The following is an 18464-nucleotide window of genomic DNA, read 5'->3' as shown; positions in this document are numbered from 1 at the left end:
AATCCTGTATCACGCCCACTTGTCATAAAGTTTTCTCAATTTGTTTGGAGAAAACCCGAAAGAATAGGCCGCTATGACGATCTGATTAATTAATGTGGTTCTTAGTAGACCCAGCTTTTTCCAGCGCCGGCCTGATGTCTTGACGGATAATGCTGAAATTCGAATCTTCCCTTGTTTCCCTAATCTACGAATGAACTCAAAATCTTCCATAATCGGCTGATCAGGAAAACCTCCAATCATATTAAAAGATTGTTTGGTCATGAAAAAAGCTTGATCCCCGTAAGGCATGTTCAGAACTCGAGATCTGAAATTTGAGGCCAATTCAATTAAATAAAGGCCTCTGAGATTTTCTGATATGGACAAGGCAAAAGCGCCGCAGACTATTCTATCTTCACGTAATATTTCCAAAACAGCCTCGGACCATTTGTCAGGCAAGGTAGTGTCAGCATGGAGAAATAACAAAATTTCTCCTGATGCCCTGAGCGCGCCGAGATTCATCTGTCGGGCGCGGCTGGATTCCGTAACCAACACCAAACAATCATAATTTTGTGCGATATCCAAGGTTGAGTCGTAACTGCCACCATCAACCACAATCTTTTCAAAATCGGAACGCGTCCCTACGCTCTTCAGACAATTTTCAAGCGTACTAGCTTCATTCAGAGTCGGTATGATCACGGAAATCATTTTTGTCAAAGTACATATTCCCAAATAAGGAAAGCGCTTCTAGCTTGAAAAAGTCTGAAGGTCGATCCAGATCAGAAAGTACAGGAGCAATTTTTGTTTTTAACGCCAAAGAGGACAGTCTATGAACTGTTTCTTCAAAAACGTCAAACGCGCTCCATGAAATGTTATGAAACAACGTAGGGTGAAAGCCGGCAGTTCCGATAAGATAATATCCACCGTCAATTGCCGGCCCAATTACGGCATCATGATCATCCAGGGCTTGAAACGCCTGAGACAAAATTTGAGGAGTCAAACCAGGAATGTCACTTCCAATAAGCACCACTTTCTTGCAGCCTTCATCAAAAGCGACCTTAAACGCGTAGAGCATTTTTTGTCCGAGATCACCCTGTATTTGTCTCCGATACCTAAAAGAAGGCCCCAACCATTGGCGCATCAATCCATAGGCGCCTTCACAAAAATGCGTTTCGATATCGAAGTCGGACGATGCCTTTGCTGAAACGGCTTTATAAATGGTCAATTCGGTCAGAATTCGGTGAAGTTTCGCCGACGCCTCACTTCCCAGCAATGGGACAAGCCGGGTCTTGACGCGCCCAGGAATAGGATATTTGGTGAAGACAATTAATCTGTTTAACATTGCAAAAAATTGTTTATTACCGTTTGAACAAGCCTTTGAAAAGCATTTTGATAAAAATAAGATGACTTTTTACGATCAAGTCAACAGGTAAATCAGGCGCTTTACAGAGTATCTTGATCGAACCGGACTAAAATTGCTTGACTGAGTCACTACGGTGAAATAAGATTGTACGATTATGGATCTATCATTGCCTAAATTACTGGAGGCTTCAGAATAAATGGCTGTTAAAATCAGATTGTCGCGACACGGTTCAAAGAAACGTCCATTCTACCGAATTGTTGTTACAGACTCAATTTATCCGCGGGACGGTCGTTTCCTAGATACCTTGGGAACGTACGATCCTAGAAACAAAGTTAACGGAATTAACCTGAAAAAAGAAGCTATAGAAGACTGGGTTAAAAAAGGCGCTCAACTCAGCGACACGGTAAAAAAGCTATTGAAAACGGCCAGTCAAACAGCTCCTGCGCAGTAATATTTTTCAGCCGAACCATTCCCTGTTTTGCTTTTAGGAAAAAACGATTCCGTCCCCGAGGTTTGGTATGAAAGAACTTATAGAATTCGTAGCGAAAACCCTGGTTGACCAACCCGATGAAGTGAGCGTTTCTGAAAGAGAAGTAGAAATGGGCTTGGTCCTCGAACTGAAAGTCGCGCCGGCTGATCTGGGAAGGATAATTGGAAAACACGGACGGACTGCTAAAGCGATGAGGACTGTGCTTAGTTCAGCTTCGACAAAGAGAAAACAGAAAGTTTCACTAGAAATCATGGAATAACCCACAAAGGGTGTGTGATCATATAAGAAGTATCATCAATCAATTGAATAAATTATGATTGATCGATTAATCGTTGTAGGTAAGGCCCTAAAACCTGTTGGGTTAAAAGGCGAGTTTAAGATATATCCATATACGGAAACTCCGGATATTTTCAAGGATTTTCCTTTTCTTTTTTTTGAAGAGAAACGTTTCGAAGTCGCTACAATACGAAAACACCAAAATTTGATAGTGGCTTCTCTTAAAGATGTCCAAACTCTTGACGGAGCTAAAAAACTAACAGGCAAAATTGTAAAAACTTCATCGCGATTTTTTCCACCAAAAGAAGAAGACGAATTTTTCTGGTTTGAACTAATAGGATTATCTGTTTTCAACACACAAGGCGCTCGATTGGGTGAAGTAAAATCTTTGGTTCGAACATCGGCGCATGATGTTCTTGAAATTTACACCGGCAAGAAGGAGTTACTAATCCCGTTCATTGACGAAATAGTCAAAACGATTGACGTGGAACAATCTCAAATAATAATAGATCTCTTAGATGGAATGAACCCAGATGATTAACATCCGGGTGTTGACAATTTTCCCGAATATTTTTGACTCATTTTTGACGTACGGAAATCCTGCCCGGGCGTCACAGATGGGCTTGGCTGACATACAAGCCATTGATCTCAGACAATTTGCGGATGACCCCAGAAGAACAACTGATGACTACCCTTATGGTGGTGGTATCGGTATGGTGATGAAACCTGAGCCAATTGTAAAAGGCATACGAAGTGTTCAGGACGTTAACAGGGAAACAAGTGTCATTCTGTTAACACCACATGGTAAGCGACTTAGCCAGCAAAGAGTTGAAGAACTGTCACAAAGGGCAAATTTACTGCTGGTTTGCGGCCGGTATGAGGGAATTGACGAAAGAGTCAGGTACTTTGTGAACGAAGAAATCTCTGTAGGAGATTATGTCTTGTCCGGCGGTGAAACTGCGGCTATGGTATTGATCGACTCGATAATCAGAATGATTCCAGGAGTACTGGGATCCGACAGCCGAATCGGTGGAGAGTCTTTTTATGACGGACTGTTGGAATATCCTCAATATACGAGACCCAGAGAATTTGAAGGTTTTGAAGTGCCTAGTGTGCTTCTGGAGGGACATCACGAAAAGATTCGTCTCTGGAGACGAAAAATGTCAATATTGAAAACAATAACATACCGACCGGACTTGATGAAAACCCTAACGGTCGACGATGAAATGAAAAAACTAATGCAGGAAATTGAAACAGAATCGCTGATTGGATTGGAGTAAGTTATGAATATCTTGGATCAAATTCAAAAAGAACAAATTCGCATGGATATCCCGGATTTTAGACCAGGAGACACTGTAAAGGTCCATGTCAGAATCGTTGAAGGTAACCGTGAACGAATACAGGTGTTTGAAGGTGTGGTGATAGGAATTAGCAGAAAGGGCTCCGGTTCAAGTTTTACGGTTCGGAAAGTGTCATATGGCATTGGTGTGGAAAGAGTTTTCCCCCATGATTCCCCTTTAATCGACAAGGTGGAATTGGTAACCCGGGGTAGGGTAAGACGTTCGAAAATTTACTACATCAGAAAGCTTAGAGGCAAGGCAGCGAGAATCAAGGAAAAAATGGCTAATCTTTGATAAAAAATGCCGCCTGATTACAAGTATGAACTGCAAGCTCAAGAATCAGGCGTCAATTTGGTGGCTGGTATAGATGAAGCCGGCCGTGGTCCACTGGCAGGTCCAGTGGTAGCGGCCGCTGTAATTCTAGGGGCGAACTCAGCCATTCAAGGTCTTAACGATTCCAAACTGCTCACCCCCAACCAGCGCGAAAAACTGTTCACTGAAATAAAGAAAGAAGCCCGGGCGATCAATGTCAGCATTGTCACAGTCGAGACAATAGATAGAATAAATATTCTTCAGGCCACCAAATTGGCTATGAGCAGGGCCGTCCAGGGTCTTGCGCCTCAACCGGAACTATTGTTGATCGATGGACCTATAAATCTCCACATCAAAATTCCGCAGATACCTATTATAAAAGGCGATCAATTATCTTTGTCCATTGCAGCCGCCAGTGTTATCGCAAAGGTGACACGTGACAGAATCATGGAGGAATTACACAACAGGTTTCCTCAATACCGGTTCGATAGGAACAAGGGATATGGAACCAAAGAACACGTTTCGGCTATCAGGAAACACGGCCCATGTATAGAACACAGAAAATATTTTGGGGTGGTAAAAATGTTTTTCCAGGAAGAGCTTTTCGGAAACTAGTTTTCCATTTTGAGATTTTCGAAGGGCTCCAGTCTGATATCAGGACTACTGTATAGGCCTCTGACTCGAAAAGTAGTCGTTAATATTTTTCCGTCTTTTGTTATCAAATTGCCAAACAATCCCGACACGATCGCATCCAATCCCACAAGTGGAGACACTAATATTTTGAAGTCTATTCGATTTTGATCACTAAAGTACATGCCTGAAGCATCCACCTTGGCAGCGTCCGAAAATAACTTTAAATCCTTGAATTGCCATTTGTTATCAAAAATTTGTGTTTTCCAGGTTATTTTCTGGTATGGCAAACCTTGCCCGATAATATCTGGAATTCGTCCCCTGACAAGAGACCCCAGATTGATCAACGAGAAGATCTTGGAAAGAATTTCAAATCTATAAATTATTCCATTTGTTAAAACTACATCCATCACCCCGGTTTTATATACGCCATGATTGTCCGACACAGGTCGGATTTTCCATTCCATGTTTCCCTGAACATTCATATCTCCATCTACTTTTACCCTTTGCGGATCAGATATAAAAATCCTGTCAAACTTTAATTTTTCCCCATGAAAATTTATTTTTAAAGGAATCAATGTCTGGGGTTGGATATCAAAATTAGCGTTTCCTCGTAAAACACCATCCGCAAGATTCATTTGCCATTTAGAAACTTTTATCAAGCCCGATGTCCCCTCCATATCAGCTCGGAAATCATCAAAAGTTCGAAGCTCTGTCTTTCCCTTTGCGACGTGCACGTTGCCGGAAAGCTTGGACCTCGCGAGAAATCTGATCAATGGATTGGTTCGAATCCATTCCTGCCAGGAAATCGAGTTTATTTCCCCCGGCGGGGCGGTGAAATCAGTAGTATCGAGGAATTCTGAGTCGATTAAAAATTTCAATTTAGGGTTATCCGGTTCAGCGATGGAAAATGAGCCTGAAATTAGTGAGCTTCCAGTTCGAGACCGTTCAACAGTAACATTTGAAAATCTTGATCTACGTTGATATGCGCCAGTTAATCCTTCCGTGATTTTTCTAAATCGGGGCAATCGAAGAGTTATGTGGCTGAAGTTAATATTAGCCTCGATAATTGGTTCCTGATTTTTCTCTTTTCTTAAAGAAAAATCTCCTTCTATCCTGCCTCCGCTGTGTAAATCCAAAATTGGATCAGAGAACGGAATTAGCGCTGACGTAGGAATTCCTTTGGGAGGAAGATTGATGGTCACCATCACCTTGCCGTCATCCTTGAAGAAGCCTCTTGCTGAAATACGGCCCGCCTCAGAGACAAGATAAGCCTCTTCTATAGAAATACCTCCTGAGTTTTTGGTTCCGGAGAATTCGACGTTAGCCGGGATCCCGATTTTTTTTCGAAGAAATGATTCAAATGTTATCTTTGTTGGAGTGAGATCTATGGCTCCATTAAAATTTAAGTTCGAAGGACTACCTTTAAGACCGACCGTAATTGGACAAGAACCGGAAATGTTCCAACCATTGGGAAACAGTCCGAATTTGCGAACGTCTCCAGCTCCGAGTTTAAAGTCGAAATTAAGGTTCCACTCTGTTTGTGAAAGTCCTCCTCTGAATTCAAAAGGACTGTCACCGATAAATCCTTTAAGACCGGACAAATTTATCTTCGATCCTCTAAAGCGCACATCCCCGACGACTTTTTTTATCGGAACAGGTAAGCCATCAACTTTGAACTGTAGATCCTCCAAACTTATTCGACCTTTTAAAGAAGGATTTGACAGTAGCCCTTTCACATCCATGTTTATTACCGCTGAACCCAGCGGATCCTGAATATTCTTAACAATTGACTCGAATCTTTGTGAAAAAGGCCTATTAAGCAGAACATCACGAATGTCGGACGCGTAAGCGTGAGAAGCAACAAACAAATCGACCGCAGGTTTTGTTTTCAAATTTGAAATCCAACCATTTATAACAACCTGAGAATTTCCTAGGAATAATGTTATGCCTTTGAAAAGAACTTCTTTTGCGTTCAAGCGCATAAACCCGCTTGCTTCTCTAATTGGAGATGAAAATCCTGGGATAAATCCGGAAACACCATCGAGCACTGCGTCAACCGACATGTCTTCTGAATAAAGGTTCCCATTCCGTAAAGAGTTGAGATCATTGCTCCAATATGAATTTACTATTTGAATATGACCCTTTAAATCGGCCTTTTTGATACGATCTCTTTCCGGCGCGGGAAACAAACTGAGTGGTATAAAAGCGGAGATGCGATCAAGATAGATCTCTGCCCTCTTAATAGATAATTCGATCTTTGGATTAGTGTTGAGCCGGTTCTTTATTAAAATTGTTAGAGAAGCCACAGCCCCCGGCAAATTGACCTCCTGTAAATCCAGCCTTATAGATTCATCAGAAAGTTCTCCAGAAAATCTAGACCCTATTTTTTCTATTGATACACGAGATTTTACAAGCTCATTAGATTGTAAAAAACCACCCGAAATTATTGAAACGCCTTTAAAAAGCCATTTCCCGGAGTTAAAATCGGCATCCGCGGCAAAGCTTAAATTTGCACCCGTTATCGGTATGTTAAGACCTAACTGCCTGAAAATCATCAGGAATGGTTTAAGAGGGCAATCCGAAAATTTAGCGTTGAAAAACTTCGAGTTATCCAGATGTTCAGTTGTTGACTGGGAGAATCTTCCCTTAATTTCGAATTCGCCTTGTGAACGTGATTCATTTGCCTGTCCTTTTATTTCAAAGGCGTCGACCTGCGACAAACTGACGCTAGAGAATTTTGCGTCTAGTTTGTTGAAAAGAATTTCTTCTCTCCGTGCCGGAATCCCTGCATGACTCAGGTTCACAATAGTTGCCTGATGAATCTGCAAGTTCTTGATTTCCAGTTGTAATCCAAGAATGTTAAAGATCTGGTCCTTCTCCATCAAAATGTTATTTTCAGCATCGGACTCTGGTTTTAAAAATAACACTGGTTGAATGGCTGAAGCCTTGTTTAACAATAATCTACCCAGGAAAAGTGAGCCTAAATCCAGTTCACAATCCATTTCTTTAGCCTGGAACACAGTAATGTTCCGCTCAGCTTCATAGACCCTCAAATCTTTCAATAAGATATTGATATTCTGGAAGGTGGGCCAAGACAGGGAAAAGTCCTGACATATAATCTTTTTGCCAGTTCTAGATTCTATGTAATATTTCAAATACTTATCGGAGTAACTACTGTTCAGGAAAAGAAAAACAAAGACTGAGAAACACAAAATGAGGAGAGCGAAAGACGCTGTAAGACCCAACAATATTTTAACCAAAAAAGAAGATCTATTCGGTAGTGTTTTTACGTTTTCTTTCTGGGTCTTGTTCATTAGAATTCTTGGAAGAAAAAGAGGCAGGGACTCTGATAACTTTATAGATGATTAAATCTATTATGCAATTTTGAAGAAAAACAAGCTTAACATGATTTCTTTAATCGGCGACAGGCTTGTTGGTATGAGCCGAGTCGCCGATTTGACACGAATTGAACTCTGTCTCTAATTGCCGCGAGTTTTCTTTTTCATTTTCGATATTTTGCGTCTCAAAATATCCAGTCGATTTCTGGAAGCTCCTTCACTCCTCTCCCCATCGCGTTTCGAACGCAATTGTCCGACCTTTTCCTTAAAAACTCTTATGCCTTCAGGCATCTTTTTATTTTCAGGAGCAGGAAGCCCTTTTTCAACTCTTAGAAAATCTATGATTTCCTGTTTATTCATTCCATGAATGCCCTGAATATTTGGAACCTTTAAAGCTTCCTCGCGCAGTTCTTTAATAGTCCAATTTTCAAGGGTTTTCTCTTTTTTTTGCTTTCGGTCTTTTTTCTCACCCATTAACTATCCTCCAGTCTATGTTATTTGTTTTCTTTCCGTATAATTACATCTGGAATGTTGGCAGAAGAAGCCGCCTCTCCATACTTTTTACGAGCAAACGGTTCGATTTTACATGCTATTGGTATCTTTTGTCTATAATTCGTTTGGCATAGCGTTCACTTCTGGGGAGTGAGCCTGTACTTCAGGTGTTACCAGGATTTTTCTTTTGATCAAATCCCTCACTTTTCCAACTCAGCGCGTTAGTCAAACAGTCCATTTCAGACCCTTGAAGAGGTCGAATTAAACTGTTTTCTTGGAATCGCAAATTTCCAAAACCAAATTTTCCAAGATTATATTTGGGGACGCAGAGCCCAGTTTTGTAGACTTTATCTTTATATCCGCGTCCAGAATAGCTTCCATTATATGAATTAGCCGCTGAAGAGAAAAATTTTGAGCCGTTTTGAGAAGTTGGAAAAGAGGGAAATCCTTTTGAGTCAATAAATTGAATTTGCCTTTCTGAATTTTTTTCGGGGGAGACTCCGATCGAAACCTTGCTACCATGGAAACAAATTGATCAAAATTGATTTCAGGTTTCCACAAAGAGCGGAAATCAGTGAAAAGCAGTTCGCGAGCTGCGATAATTTTGCGAAACTCCGAAGCCAAAGCTGCAAGTGTTTGCAGAGGATGATCTACTATTTTGAGATTTTCATGAAGCGCAATCAGCAATTTTCTTGAGTCTGATTCACGAACAGCCCTTGAAAGATCGAAAAAAGCCGCTTCGTGGAAATCCAGAAATAGATCTTTAATGTCTGTGGTATTTATTTCTGAACGGTTTCCAAGATATGAAACAATTTTGTCGAACTCGCTTCTTATGCGTCGGATATCTTTGCCGGACTTGATAAAAGCCAGATCAATAGCGTCTGAAGTTATAGTTTTGCCTCGGCTATTCAAGAAATCTCTGATTGAATGCTGAAAATAACTCTTATCGAGCCTAACGGAGGACTTATCAAACCTGGGCTTTAATTCTTCCACGTGTCCGTTTTTGTCAAACGCCTTGAAAAGCCTGTTTCTCTTATCAACCGACAATGCGGTCATAATTAGATAGGTGTCTTCAGGAGTTCCCTCTTGAACGAATTCCAAAATTACATTTTCGTCTCCGGAGGAAATTATACCGGAAAACTCCTGTGCGAAGCTTGTGGCTGCTTGCTGAAAAACTTCTTGATCTTGACTATCAAGCCTAGAGATTGCATCCACGTCTTTTAACCAACCATCTGAAGGAACACCGGCTTCAAGGGTAACCCCAGACAATCCGGCTAATTGTTTTAAATTTCGATAGGCGGTTTTTGAGTCGCCTCGTTTCCACGCCTCAACAACTTTTTCAACAATTTTGGACACACTAGATTGGCTTACGAAGAGCGTAGTGTATTCTACAAGAGCGACGCGGATTCCTCCAAACAAGGACTTGTTGAGCAAATGCGAAATCAAGTTCCCAACGTTTAATGAAGATCCATCAAAAGATTGCAGATTTGTAGTCTTAGAGGCAGGGTCCAGCAGAGAGTCAATAAAAGTGGATACTCTTTCTCTTATAAGAAATTCATCCCCGTAGAACAAAAACAAACCTCTCGAGGTCTGTTTTTCATTGGATAATTTTTCTTTCATGTTCCGCTGAAAACAATTTTGTAAAAAATTAATGGATCCTGCAGAAGGTCGCCTGACAAGGAAATTCAAAAGGCGCAGCAAAAAAAGCTCTGTTTAAGTATTATTTTGGCTCAGCCTTGTCTTTGGAAGAGTCCGAAAACGAAGCAGGGTTAGCCGGGGTAGATGGGGGCGCCTCATCAGTTTCGAGGCCTTTCTTAAAGGTTTTAATTCCTTTTCCTATTCCTCCCATGATTTCTGGGATTCTCTTTGCGCCAAAAACCAGGACGACAATAATCAAGATGATGAGTAACTCAGGCATTCCTAATCCAGCCATAGCCAAATCTCCATTTTATTAAGAAAAAAATTTCTTGATGAACTTTCATTAACTCCCATGGTCATTATAAATACATAAGAATGTTTCGTCAAATGAACTAAGAGCTGGAGCGTCGCGCGAAAAACGGCGCCCATGTCCGATTTGGGACACTAACGATATAGTGTTGAAAAACTTACTAAAGAGCGCGAAGATCAATATTATGGCGTCGGATATTGTACACTGAACTATGAAAAATGAATTCATCCATTATACGTAACCTGTTGAACTGATGATTCATTATTCGACCTATAAGAGTTTGGCGCCATAGTTGCTCTTACAACTGGCATGAACAACTCAAAGGAAATCCAAATATGAGCCAGAAAAGTAATAAACAAAATAAAAAAGAAGAACATCAGGAAGAAGTAATCGCCACTCTTATTAATCCAATTCATGTGTTTTCAGGGGCCGTACAGATCAAAGATTATATAACGGCGCAAAAACAGCTTTTACGAGACTTCGGCGAAGACATTTACTTTAACTGGCAACTTGAAGTGCTTCATGCGGAAATAGCGTCGATAATAGAAGAACTTAAAATAGAGAGTACTGGACCTAGGCCAAACACCAGCATTGTCGGACAGGCCTGACGTTTCTTCTTTTGTCGGATAATTGCGAATAGGCTGTGTGGTTAGTCATAGACGCATAAAATAGGATGAATCAGAATGTCAGCGGTAATCCGCTCACATAAAACGCGGCTCCGGAGGAAAAGATACAAGCGAGGCAACCCTGTTACATGGATTTGACTTTAGATGTTTCACGCCAAAGAACGGAGACCCACAAGGTTTCCGTTCTTTTTTTTAGACAGTCATGGCCGCTCATGAAATTTATGAGTTGAAGAGGATGTATGAAAATTATATAAAGCGGAGCATCAAGTAACCACTGTAAGAAAGGTGGTTTAATCATGGGCCAAAGAAAATTGCCCGCAATATTATTTTTGATATTGTTTTTTATCGCAGCCGGATCAGTTTATGACGCGTCTGCCCAAGAACCCTTCAGATTGACTTCATGGGGAAGGTTTTTTTCTGGAATCAAGTGGGGCTATCAATGGGTCAGTGGTGATTTTCTTATTCCGGCTGGCGGTCGACCCGCGTCAGGGGCAAGGATTTATATGGGGCCGGATTTGGGAGCGGATCAGACAGAATCTGTTACAGTATTTGCGGACGCGCAAATTGGTGATTCATACTTTTTCGACCTGGACTATTTTATGATGTTGGCCACAGGACTTAAACGGATTCAGCGAGAACTGCTTTTCCATAATAGGCTGTATCCAGAGAATTCTCTTGTGGATACGAGGGTCGATGTTAATTGGTTGAGATTTAATTATGCGTATAGGCTTTTCGACGTTAATTCCTGGGGTATTTGTCCTTCGCTGGGGATACACTATTTACGCTACGGGGTATCACTTAACGGTGAGAATGAAGAAGGCGCCAATACCTCAAACACCAGAAAGCTGGATGCTATTTTCCCCACAGTAGGAATTCAAGCGCGATTTTGGGCGCCGTATGGATTGGAGTTTCGAGCGGAGTGGGAGGGCATGAGCCTAATTACCATGGGATTGGTCTCAAATTTTCAGTTATCAAGCAACTGGGAACTTTACCCTGACGTAAGATTGAGTTTAGGATTTTCGCAACGTCTGGTCAGTTCGGTTGAAAACAACCAGGAACTAAACAACGAATGGTTTCTCAGTTCAACGGGATTTACAGGTGGAGTCTCATTTGGTTTTTGAGTCGGGAAGGTAATTCTTAGGAAGTATCGACCCACCATTCCCAGCAGGCGCAGAAGCCTTCATAAATCGGGGAGTAGCGGTAGGACCGGCCCCGGTGGGTCTGGTTGAAGCAAAAGCTGAATACAGGTAGCGTATTTTTCTTGTAAGCCCCTCATGATATTCCAAGGCCTCAGGGAAACAAATAGCGTGGTATGTTATATCCAGCGAGGTGTACTTGTTATTTCCAAGATCTATATAGCGCTCCTCATTAATATAATTTGGATCATAAACCTTGAGACAATTTTTTTCCGGTAGCCACGCGAACGCAAGGACCGCGTGCAAGACAGCTCGTGAAGAGCCCTTGTTCATGAGCAAAACTATTCGAGGCTCACCGGCGGTCAAGCCGCTCACCAGCCGCCGAAAGGGTTCGGAATTGTTTCCATTATAGCGATTACAAAAATCGGCCTGAATTTGGACTAAGTTCTTACTATAAAAATCCTGCAATTGTTTGGCTATTTTGGTTTGGGTTTTTTCAGTGAGCATCTTCCTGAGTGGAAGGCCGTCGGGTCGGTTCAGATAGTACCAGCGCGCAAAGGCGGCCATTGCAAAGCAATAGCCCGGCGCATTCGAAATTGTAAACGCGTCTTTAGACACGTCAAACGAGGCTTGAGCCGAACTGCTTGTTAAAAAGAAAGACATACTCAGAAGAGCTACTAAAAGCGCGCAAAAAAATATACGCTTCAAGCTCAATAAGCCCTTCATAATGAAAACTCCAATTAGGTAAGGATTTCGATGTTATTATATAAAAAAGTGAGCGATATTTCAAGACATAACAGGGGAAAATGCCACGGAATGGTCCTGAAGGCTTCTTGCAGGAACGAAAACTCTTCACTTATAACGAGTGAAAATGTTAAAAAGATTAGGGAAATTATGAATTCGGAATTTTTTGGGAAGAGTCTGACATGAGCATTCTCAATCTCATAGGGAACACGCCATTAGTAGAGATTCAAAAGCCAGACGGCTCAAATGGAGTGAGAATTTTCGGGAAACTGGAAGGAAATAACCCTGGCGGCTCCATAAAAGACAGAATTGCCGTCTATATGATCCGTAAGGCGGAGGAACTAGGATTAATTACCAAAGACAAAATCATACTGGAACCGACTTCGGGAAACACAGGAATCGGATTATCAATGGTTGCGGCGTGTAAAGGCTATCGATGCCTTCTTACATTACCAGGGTGTGTTAGCCATGAACGAAGAAACACCTTGAGAGCGTTTGGAGCGGAACTCGAAATAACCGAGTCGTGCGAAAGCACGGATGGAGCTATCCGTCGGGCGCGGCAAATTTACGAGTCGGATCCAGACAAATATTTTATGCCAAATCAATTCGAGAACCCTTATAACTGGGAAGCCCATTATATGACAACGGGAGTAGAAATTCTCGAACAGACCAGAAACGAAGTTGATGTCTTTGTGGCTGGAATGGGGACTACTGGAACTCTCATGGGAGTGTCGAGGCGCCTCAAGGAAGTGAATCCTGAAATAAAAGTGATAGGAGTCGAACCGGTTGAAGGCCATGCGATTCAAGGACTGAAAAACATGTCGGAAGCTATTGTTCCGAAAATTTATGATCCGAGACGCATCGATGCAACAGTAAGGGTAAACGATGAGCAAGCGTACAATACCACGCGCTGGCTTGCTCTTACCCAGGGAATTTTTGTTGGAATGAGCGCCGGCGCTGCGGTCTATGGAGCGGTTCAAACAGCCAAAGACATGGTTAGCGGAACGATCGTTTGTATTTTACCGGACAGAGGGGATAGGTACCTTAGCACGACATTGTTTAAATCAATTTGCGCAAAATGCCCCCCTTAATGGATTCAAGGAGAATGGATCAAGACTTTCGATTAGAAAAACTCGTAGCATTCTCCTGGGCCAAATTTTTTAGAATCAAAAAAGAAAACCCGAACACCGTTATGGTCGGGTAACGCGAACTTAACAGTATTCTTGGATCCAGAATTGAGGTAAGGGCTAGAGTTCAAAAGCTCAAAAGAAACCAGGCGCCCATGCTGGTAAACTGGAACAGCTTCAACAACAGTGCCATTTACTGTCCAAACCGGTCTGGGAATAAAGAAGGTGTAAACCGGGTACGCGCCTATGGCCTCCATTGAAGAGCTTAACGAACCTGAAGAAGTCTTGCAGATTCTGACGCTGGTTATTTTCCAGGGATTGGCTGATCCGCTCTGGGCTCGAGAGAATTCATAATTGAAGACGCTGGTGAGCATGAACATCGATAAGGTCGCAAGAAAAGTGCGCAACAACTTATTCATATTCACTTACGCTCACGCCGGCGATAGATGCTGAGTCTTTGAACCGCCACTCTGATTCAGGTGGTTTTGGACTAAAAGGAAAGGTCGGATTTAACGTTTCCTGACCTCTCGTTTAGGTTAACATATAGCTGAATTAGCTTGAAAACACAAGGAAATAAATCTTTCAAAGTTGACTGAGAGTTGAGAGTCAACTAATATCATGGAGTTCTCTAACACTATAGGGGAGGTTCAATATGTCAGTAAGAATTGCAATCAATGGTTTTGGCCGAATTGGCCGAACAGTAATGAGAAGCGCTTTAGCCAATCCGAAAATTGAGGTCGTAGCTGTAAACGACAGGATGGAACCAAAGCTGATGGCGTTTTTATTCAAACGAGATTCAGTGCATGGGCCATATCCAGGAGAGGTGTCTTTCACTGATAAATTAATCAAAGTTGATAATAAAGAAGTAAAAGCCCTTAAAATAACGGACGATCTGCTAAACCTTCCCTGGGCTGAACTCAAGATTGACGTAGTTATGGAGTGCACAGGAATATTTAGAGATAAGGAAAAAGCTATCAAACACATACAGGCGGGAGCTAAGAAAGTCATAGTTTCGGCGCCGGGTAAAAATATCGATGGCACGTTTGTCATAGGGGTTAACGACAACGCTTATGACACATCTAAACATGACATTATTTCTAACGCCTCGTGCACGACAAATTGTCTGGCGCCTCTGGTAAAAGTTTTAAACGATGAATTCGGCGTTGAGAGGGGTATGATGAACACGATCCATTCCTACACTATGGATCAAAGCCTGTTAGACACAGTTCATAAGGATTTCCGCCGAGCTAGGGCCGCTGCGATAAACATGATACCAAGCACTACAGGAGCTGCGGTGGCTATAGGATTAGTTATTCCGGAACTCGCGGGAAAACTCGACGGCCTTTCTATTCGAGTTCCTACTCCCAATGTTTCGTTGGTTGACTTAACTGCCATTCTCAAGAAAAAAACCACGATACTAGGTGTCAACTCTGCTATGAAAAAGGCCGCCGAGGGACCTTTAAAGGGAATCCTGGCCTATATCGATGAGCCCCTGGTAAGTTCAGATTTTATTAACAGCCCGTATTCATCACTATTTGATTCACTGTCCACAATGATGGTCGGGGAGAATATGGTCAAGGTTCTGTCGTGGTACGATAACGAGTCGGGATATTCGACCAGGATGACGGATTTAGCGGCGTTCATCGGTGGGAAATTGAAATAGGCTTGAGAAAAAATCGAACTGACCGGCCCCAGCGTTATTTGATAATGAAGGGCCGGTTTGTTTTCTAAAGATAATGACTGAACAGGAGCCGAAAAATGGCCGTAAAAAGCATTGTTGACATTGATATACGCGACAAAAGGGTCTTTTTGAGATTTGATTTTAATGTCCCGCTGGACGCGTTGGGCTCCATCAAGGATGACACCAGAATTCGTAGAGCGGCGCCAACCATTAAGTACGCTATTGAAAAAGGAGCCAAACTGATCCTTTGCTCTCATCTTGGAAGACCGAAAGGGGAAGTAAAGCCGGAGTTGAGTTTGAAACCTGTGGCAGAACGGTTATCCGAACTGTTGTCTAAGGAAGTCAAATTTGTTGATGATAGTGTGGGTCCTAATGTCGTTGCTGCAGTGAACAGCCTGAAACCGGGCGAATTAGTGGTTTTGGAAAATGTTCGCTTCCACGGTGAAGAGACCAAGAATGATCCAGCTTTCTCCGCTAAGTTGGCGGAATTAGCGGACGTATATATTAACGACGCTTTTGGAACAGCGCATAGAGCGCATTGTTCAACCGTCGGGATTGCTCAATTGGTAAAAGAAAAAGGCGCTGGGCTTCTTATGAAGGAGGAGTTGGAAAACTTGGGAAAGGCATTTTCCAACCCCAAAAAACCTGTAGTGGGAATAATTGGCGGCGCCAAGGTTTCGGATAAAATAAGCGTTCTCAAGAATATTTTAATGAAAATGGAAGCAGTCTTAATCGGGGGTGGAATGGCCAATACTTTTTTGAAGGCCAAAGGTGTTGAAATGGGCGCCTCCCTTGTTGAGAACGACATGCTTGAAACGGGTAAAGAAATCATGAGTATCGCTCAGGAAAAGAAACGCCTGTTTTGTCTGCCGGAAGACGTAGTCGTCGCGGCTGGAATAGAACTTGGGTCGCAAGCGCATGTAACTCCTGTGGGAAAGATAGAACCTTTGGAGATGGCTCTGGATATCGGCCCCGCGACGGTGAGAAAATTTGACGCCCAGATCGAAAAAGCTTCTACGATCATTTGGAATGGGCCAATGGGTGTTTTCGAGAAAGAGGCGTTCAAGAAGGGCACAATGGATATTGCGACGGCTGTAGCCGCGTCCGATGCTTTTTCCATAGTAGGGGGAGGTGATTCTGTTCGCGCTGTCGCTCAAGCCGGCGTGGCGGATAAAATATCATATATTTCTACTGGCGGAGGAGCTTTTATGGAATTTATGGAAGGAAAAACTCTTCCTGGTGTCGCAGCGCTGGAATCTTGACGCCTAATCCGCTCTTCATGCTGTTGTAGACGAGAAAGGAATCTGAAATGAAAGAGAGAATACCAATTGTCGCTGGCAATTGGAAAATGAACAACAATACCGCAGACACCCGGAATCTGGTTAAAGAGCTAATTCTAAAAGGGAAAAATCTTTGGGGAAAATGTGAGGTTATAATCGCCCCTCCCTTTACGTCTCTGGCGAGCGCGATAGAAGAGGCGCGAGAGACAAAAATTCAGGTAAGCGGGCAAGATCTTTTCTGGGAGGATAAGGGCGCGTTTACTGGTCAAATTTCGGGCCCTATGTTAAAAGAGATCGGATGTTCCCACGTAATTGTCGGCCATTCCGAAAGAAGACAATATTTCGGAGAAACGAATCAGTCGGTTAATAAGAAAATTGTGGCGGCAATTAGAAACGGATTGATACCAATATTCTGTTTAGGTGAGACACTTCAAGAGCGAGAATCCGGCTCAACTTTTGAAGTCCTGAAGAGACAACTTGTTGAGGGGCTCAAGTCCTTGGTCATCGATAATCCGTTGCGCTTCATAGTCGCCTATGAACCGGTATGGGCGATTGGCACGGGTAAAACGGCCGGCCTGGAGCAGGCGCAGGAAGTCCACACGTTTGTGCGTGGTGAATTGGCTGGTTTGTGGGGCAAAAAGATCGCCAGTGAGATCCGGATTCTCTATGGAGGCAGCGTAAAGCCGGCAAATGCTCACGATTTAATGGGATGTCCGGACATTGACGGAGGATTAATTGGAGGAGCGTCATTGAAGGCTGATGATTTTATCGGTATAATTGAGCAAGGAACAGGTATATAGAAGGGAACAAAGAATATGCTTACCGCTGTTATTTTAGTCGTTCATGTAGTCGTCTGTATCGCGTTGATTCTTATAATATTACTGCAAACCGGAAAGGGAGCCGATATAGGCGCGGTTTTCGGCGGGGGGTCGAACCAGACCGTATTTGGAAGCACTGGAGCCGCTACATTCTTAAGCAAGATCACGGTTATCGCTGCGGTGGTTTTTATGGTGACCTCTATTGTGTTGACATATTTTTCCGGTAAAGCGCCTGCAGTTCAAGAACGATCCTTGATGACCGAACAATCAGCTCCCGCCGGTGGTCCTGTGGTTCCACCAGTGGGGAAAGAGAGTCCCGGGAAAGAACAAGGCCCACCTGTAAATTCTAACGCCCAGGGCGCAGACAATACACAAAAAACGTCCCCTAATCCTACATCAGAAACAAAAACAGATTCGGGAGCGAAATAAAGCGGTAAGATTTTAATTTTAAACGCAAAAGCCCTATGTTTCACGTGAAACATAGGGCTTTTGCGCTACCGCAAAGTCTGAAAAATAACCGTGAAAATCATCCCAAGAGCTTAGCTCCAACATTGGAAACAAAAGCCCTTACCGCTCGAAAAGCTGCGACCATATCTCTAAGGTCCTGAATATCCTCATCCGTCAACTCACCCGAAACATCGATAGCCACGTCCTGACCAGAAATCTGGACAGGAGGAGCTACAACAAGCGCCGGTTTTGCCGCGGGGGCGCTAACCGGGGTGGGTTTTGCCGCTACAACCGGCTTAGTCGGCTCCACTGGTTTTTCAACAGGTTTGGGAATTTCGACTGGTTTAGGAGCCGGCTTGGGAGCTGCCGCAGGTTTGGCTGGAGCAGCGGCCTTGGGAGCCTCTTTGGCCGGCTCGCCGGATAAGCTCAAATCCACT

Annotated in this window: 22 protein-coding genes; 13 read left to right on the top strand and 9 right to left on the bottom strand. The window is 42.9% G+C overall.

What is annotated here, in order from left to right; all coding sequences use genetic code 11:
* Positions 1 to 9 precede the first annotated feature (9 nt).
* Both WC647_05515 and WC647_05510 read right to left on the bottom strand, forming a co-directional pair.
* The gene (locus tag WC647_05515) at positions 10 to 684 is read right to left on the bottom strand and encodes a TIGR04283 family arsenosugar biosynthesis glycosyltransferase (GenBank protein ID MFA6221754.1); all 675 of its coding nucleotides are present in this window, start codon (positions 682 to 684) and stop codon (positions 10 to 12) included.
* Positions 653 to 1318, bottom strand: a complete 666-nt coding sequence (locus tag WC647_05510) for a TIGR04282 family arsenosugar biosynthesis glycosyltransferase (protein ID MFA6221753.1) — start codon at positions 1316 to 1318, stop codon at positions 653 to 655. Before WC647_05510 ends, WC647_05515 begins: the two co-directional genes overlap by 32 nt.
* A 217-nt stretch (positions 1319 to 1535) precedes the next feature.
* Between WC647_05510 and rpsP the strand changes: the two genes are divergently transcribed.
* The 6 genes from rpsP to WC647_05480 all read left to right on the top strand — a co-directional run bounded on the left by rpsP (position 1536) and on the right by WC647_05480 (position 4372).
* Positions 1536 to 1790, top strand: a complete 255-nt coding sequence (rpsP, locus tag WC647_05505) for a 30S ribosomal protein S16 (protein ID MFA6221752.1) — start codon at positions 1536 to 1538, stop codon at positions 1788 to 1790.
* A gap of 67 nt (positions 1791 to 1857) precedes the next feature.
* Entirely contained in the window at positions 1858 to 2088 is a 231-nt protein-coding gene (locus WC647_05500; protein ID MFA6221751.1) for a KH domain-containing protein, read from the top strand.
* Between the two features lie 54 nt (positions 2089 to 2142).
* Positions 2143 to 2646 (top strand): ribosome maturation factor RimM, encoded by a 504-nt coding sequence (rimM, locus tag WC647_05495; protein MFA6221750.1) that lies wholly within the window; start codon positions 2143 to 2145, stop codon positions 2644 to 2646.
* Positions 2639 to 3385 (top strand): tRNA (guanosine(37)-N1)-methyltransferase TrmD, encoded by a 747-nt coding sequence (trmD, locus tag WC647_05490; protein MFA6221749.1) that lies wholly within the window; start codon positions 2639 to 2641, stop codon positions 3383 to 3385. The genes rimM and trmD overlap by 8 nt, the downstream gene beginning before the upstream one ends.
* A gap of 3 nt (positions 3386 to 3388) precedes the next feature.
* Positions 3389 to 3739 carry a 50S ribosomal protein L19 gene (gene rplS, locus WC647_05485; protein MFA6221748.1) on the top strand — a complete coding sequence of 117 codons (351 nt, stop codon included), beginning with the start codon at positions 3389 to 3391 and terminating at the stop codon, positions 3737 to 3739.
* A gap of 6 nt (positions 3740 to 3745) precedes the next feature.
* Entirely contained in the window at positions 3746 to 4372 is a 627-nt protein-coding gene (locus WC647_05480) for a ribonuclease HII (GenBank protein MFA6221747.1), read from the top strand.
* On the opposite strand, the gene WC647_05475 is transcribed toward WC647_05480, so the two are convergent.
* The 4 genes from WC647_05475 to tatA all read right to left on the bottom strand — a co-directional run bounded on the left by WC647_05475 (position 4369) and on the right by tatA (position 10153).
* Positions 4369 to 7704 (bottom strand): AsmA-like C-terminal domain-containing protein, encoded by a 3336-nt coding sequence (locus tag WC647_05475; protein ID MFA6221746.1) that lies wholly within the window; start codon positions 7702 to 7704, stop codon positions 4369 to 4371. The genes WC647_05480 and WC647_05475 overlap by 4 nt on opposite strands.
* Before the next feature lie 165 nt (positions 7705 to 7869).
* Positions 7870 to 8202 (bottom strand): transcription termination factor Rho, encoded by a 333-nt coding sequence (locus WC647_05470; protein MFA6221745.1) that lies wholly within the window; start codon positions 8200 to 8202, stop codon positions 7870 to 7872.
* 279 nt (positions 8203 to 8481) lie between these two features.
* Complete coding sequence (locus WC647_05465) at positions 8482 to 9840, bottom strand: hypothetical protein (GenBank protein ID MFA6221744.1); 1359 nt, start codon at positions 9838 to 9840, stop codon at positions 8482 to 8484.
* A 100-nt stretch (positions 9841 to 9940) separates the two neighbouring features.
* The gene (gene tatA, locus WC647_05460; GenBank protein MFA6221743.1) at positions 9941 to 10153 is read right to left on the bottom strand and encodes a twin-arginine translocase TatA/TatE family subunit; all 213 of its coding nucleotides are present in this window, start codon (positions 10151 to 10153) and stop codon (positions 9941 to 9943) included.
* A gap of 350 nt (positions 10154 to 10503) precedes the next feature.
* Here tatA and WC647_05455 point away from each other — a divergent pair, with 350 nt between their 5' ends.
* A complete protein-coding gene (locus tag WC647_05455) occupies positions 10504 to 10776 on the top strand; it encodes a hypothetical protein (protein MFA6221742.1) in 273 nt (90 codons plus the stop codon).
* A 314-nt stretch (positions 10777 to 11090) separates the two neighbouring features.
* Positions 11091 to 11915, top strand: a complete 825-nt coding sequence (locus tag WC647_05450) for a hypothetical protein (protein MFA6221741.1) — start codon at positions 11091 to 11093, stop codon at positions 11913 to 11915.
* Here WC647_05450 and WC647_05445 read toward each other — a convergent pair.
* The gene (locus WC647_05445) at positions 11901 to 12656 is read right to left on the bottom strand and encodes a hypothetical protein (protein MFA6221740.1); all 756 of its coding nucleotides are present in this window, start codon (positions 12654 to 12656) and stop codon (positions 11901 to 11903) included. The genes WC647_05450 and WC647_05445 overlap by 15 nt on opposite strands.
* 200 nt (positions 12657 to 12856) lie before the next feature.
* Here WC647_05445 and WC647_05440 point away from each other — a divergent pair, with 200 nt between their 5' ends.
* Positions 12857 to 13765 carry a cysteine synthase family protein gene (locus tag WC647_05440; protein ID MFA6221739.1) on the top strand — a complete coding sequence of 303 codons (909 nt, stop codon included), beginning with the start codon at positions 12857 to 12859 and terminating at the stop codon, positions 13763 to 13765.
* Positions 13766 to 13797: 32 nt separating this feature from the next.
* On the opposite strand, the gene WC647_05435 is transcribed toward WC647_05440, so the two are convergent.
* The gene (locus tag WC647_05435; protein MFA6221738.1) at positions 13798 to 14220 is read right to left on the bottom strand and encodes a hypothetical protein; all 423 of its coding nucleotides are present in this window, start codon (positions 14218 to 14220) and stop codon (positions 13798 to 13800) included.
* 233 nt (positions 14221 to 14453) lie between these two features.
* Here WC647_05435 and gap point away from each other — a divergent pair, with 233 nt between their 5' ends.
* The 4 genes from gap to secG all read left to right on the top strand — a co-directional run bounded on the left by gap (position 14454) and on the right by secG (position 18009).
* On the top strand, positions 14454 to 15464 hold the full coding sequence (gene gap, locus WC647_05430; protein ID MFA6221737.1) for a type I glyceraldehyde-3-phosphate dehydrogenase: 1011 nt from the start codon (positions 14454 to 14456) through the stop codon (positions 15462 to 15464).
* 95 nt (positions 15465 to 15559) lie between these two features.
* Positions 15560 to 16744, top strand: coding sequence for a phosphoglycerate kinase (locus WC647_05425; GenBank protein MFA6221736.1), 1185 nt, complete (start codon positions 15560 to 15562; stop codon positions 16742 to 16744).
* Positions 16745 to 16791: 47 nt separating this feature from the next.
* On the top strand, positions 16792 to 17562 hold the full coding sequence (tpiA, locus tag WC647_05420; GenBank protein ID MFA6221735.1) for a triose-phosphate isomerase: 771 nt from the start codon (positions 16792 to 16794) through the stop codon (positions 17560 to 17562).
* A 15-nt stretch (positions 17563 to 17577) separates the two neighbouring features.
* Positions 17578 to 18009: a preprotein translocase subunit SecG gene (gene secG / locus WC647_05415; GenBank protein MFA6221734.1), complete on the top strand. Its 432-nt coding sequence runs from the start codon at positions 17578 to 17580 to the stop codon at positions 18007 to 18009.
* Between the two features lie 97 nt (positions 18010 to 18106).
* Here the strand turns inward: secG and WC647_05410 are convergent.
* A partial coding sequence (locus tag WC647_05410; protein MFA6221733.1) for a hypothetical protein occupies positions 18107 to 18464 on the bottom strand: 358 nt, incomplete at its 5' end.

The organism is Desulfomonilaceae bacterium, from assembly GCA_041662605.1.
Lineage (GTDB): Bacteria > Desulfobacterota > Desulfomonilia > Desulfomonilales > Desulfomonilaceae > CAJBEZ01.
This window is presented reverse-complemented; position numbering and strand designations above follow the sequence as displayed.